We start from the raw sequence: 1,709 nt of genomic DNA on the forward strand, positions 1-1,709 counted from the left end.
CGTATGCGCACAGCTCGCTGCCGGCGCCGGACAGCGGGCTGTACTGCCAGAAGCGCTCCTGGCCCAGGCCGTTGACGGTGTAGGCCAGGGCGTCGTCGCCGTAGCTGCTGGGGGCGCGGTTGTTGATCCAGGCGTGGGTGCCCTTGGTAAGGCTGTGGGGCTGTTGGTACTGCCCGCTGTTCAGGTTGACACCGCCACTCAGGGTACTGCCGGTCATGTTCTGGATGTTGTAGCAGAGGTCGGCGAGACCATCGCCGTTGGCGTCGCACACCTGGGACCAACCCAGCGGCAGTTCCAGCCCGGTGGCCTCGCTACTCAGGGATACGGTGGTGTGATTGCTCCAGACGAACGACAGCTTGCGGTAGCCGAAGATGGCCCGGTTATAGAGCTGGGACTTGCCGGCATTGGCACTGAACAGGTTCGGCTCCGACTGGCCGGCATTGCAGTAGGGCGTGCTGGTCTCGCCGCCCTGGTTCTCGCCGACCCCGTGGACTTCGACAAAGCAGAAGTCGGTCACCAGATTGTCCGGCACCAGCAGTTCGTCCTGGCCGTCGCCATCGTAGTCGATGCTGAGCACGCCGTGACTGAGATGGTTCTGCAGCCCGAAGCTGCCGGAGACACTGGCGGTGATATAGCCGGCGGCGCCGTCGTTGATCTGCAGCACGGGGCTGCCGCTCTCCCGCAGCATCAGGCGGTCCTGCAGACCGTCGCCGTTGGCATCCAGGCCGACCACCCGGGTGGTGGAGGCCACCTGGTAGGGGCTGACCTGCAGATCGCCAAAGCTGAGGGTTGCGCCCTGCTTTTGCGCGTAGGCAATCAGGTCATCGGGCAGGTTGCCGGCGCGGTTCTCGCTCCAGCCGTTGAACAGCAGGTCCGGCAGGCCGTCCTCGTTGAGGTCGGTGATCTCGGCGAGGTTGTAGAATGAGAACTCGCTGATATCGTCCGGGTTGGGCACGCTGACCGAGTCGCAGAATTCGAGCGCGGAGAAGTCCTCGCTGTAGTCGGTGCAGTTCAGCCTGACGACGTCGGTGCCATCGGCGTAGTGGATCAGCACATCCGGCCGGCTGTCGGCATTGAAGTCCGCCACCCGGAAGCGAACAACACTGCCGGACAGGGCCAGGTCAGTGTCGATGATAGTGGTCTCCACCTGGGCAGGCGTGCCAGCAGAGACATAATCCATGCTGATCACATCCAGCTTCTGGTCGGCACCCACAGCGAGGAAGTCCCGCTTGCCGTCGAGCAGCATATCCGCCGGACCGTGATCGCCGGTAAATTTACCCGGTAGGGCAAAGCCGATATCCGACTCGGGGATCGCTGATCCCGGCATGCTGGAGAGCTGCAGGTATCTGTCGGTACGGTTCCAGGTGTCGTCCGGGTTCCGCTCTATGATCTCCTTGATGCTGTCCGACTTACCGTCGCCGTCGTAGTCGCCGATAAAGTAAGTCTGGGTCTCCTCGCCCTCGATCAGGGTCGCCTGGACAAAGTCCCGCGGCTGATCGTTGTAGGCATAGATGGACTTCGGCAGGCAGCCGCCGCTGCCGTCACAGATCTGCAGCTCCTTCAGCAGGGAGCGACCGCTGAGCGCGCTGGCCTCGTAGGTCAGGTCCATCGAGTGCACCAGGGTGGAGCCCAGGTAGGTTTCGATGCGCTGCAGGCGCTGGGTACCGTAGTCGCGCCCGCCCTGGTGCTTGTAGCCGTAGAACTTCTCC

Annotated in this window: 1 protein-coding gene; it reads right to left on the reverse strand. The window is 63.4% G+C overall.

Annotated elements, in window-relative coordinates; all coding sequences use genetic code 11:
- Positions 1–1,709 (reverse strand): FG-GAP repeat domain-containing protein (locus tag AC6R19_RS22660; RefSeq protein WP_500582138.1); only part of this gene is annotated, 1,709 nt, incomplete at both ends.

It is taken from the genome of Microbulbifer sp. SE14 (assembly GCF_059834885.1).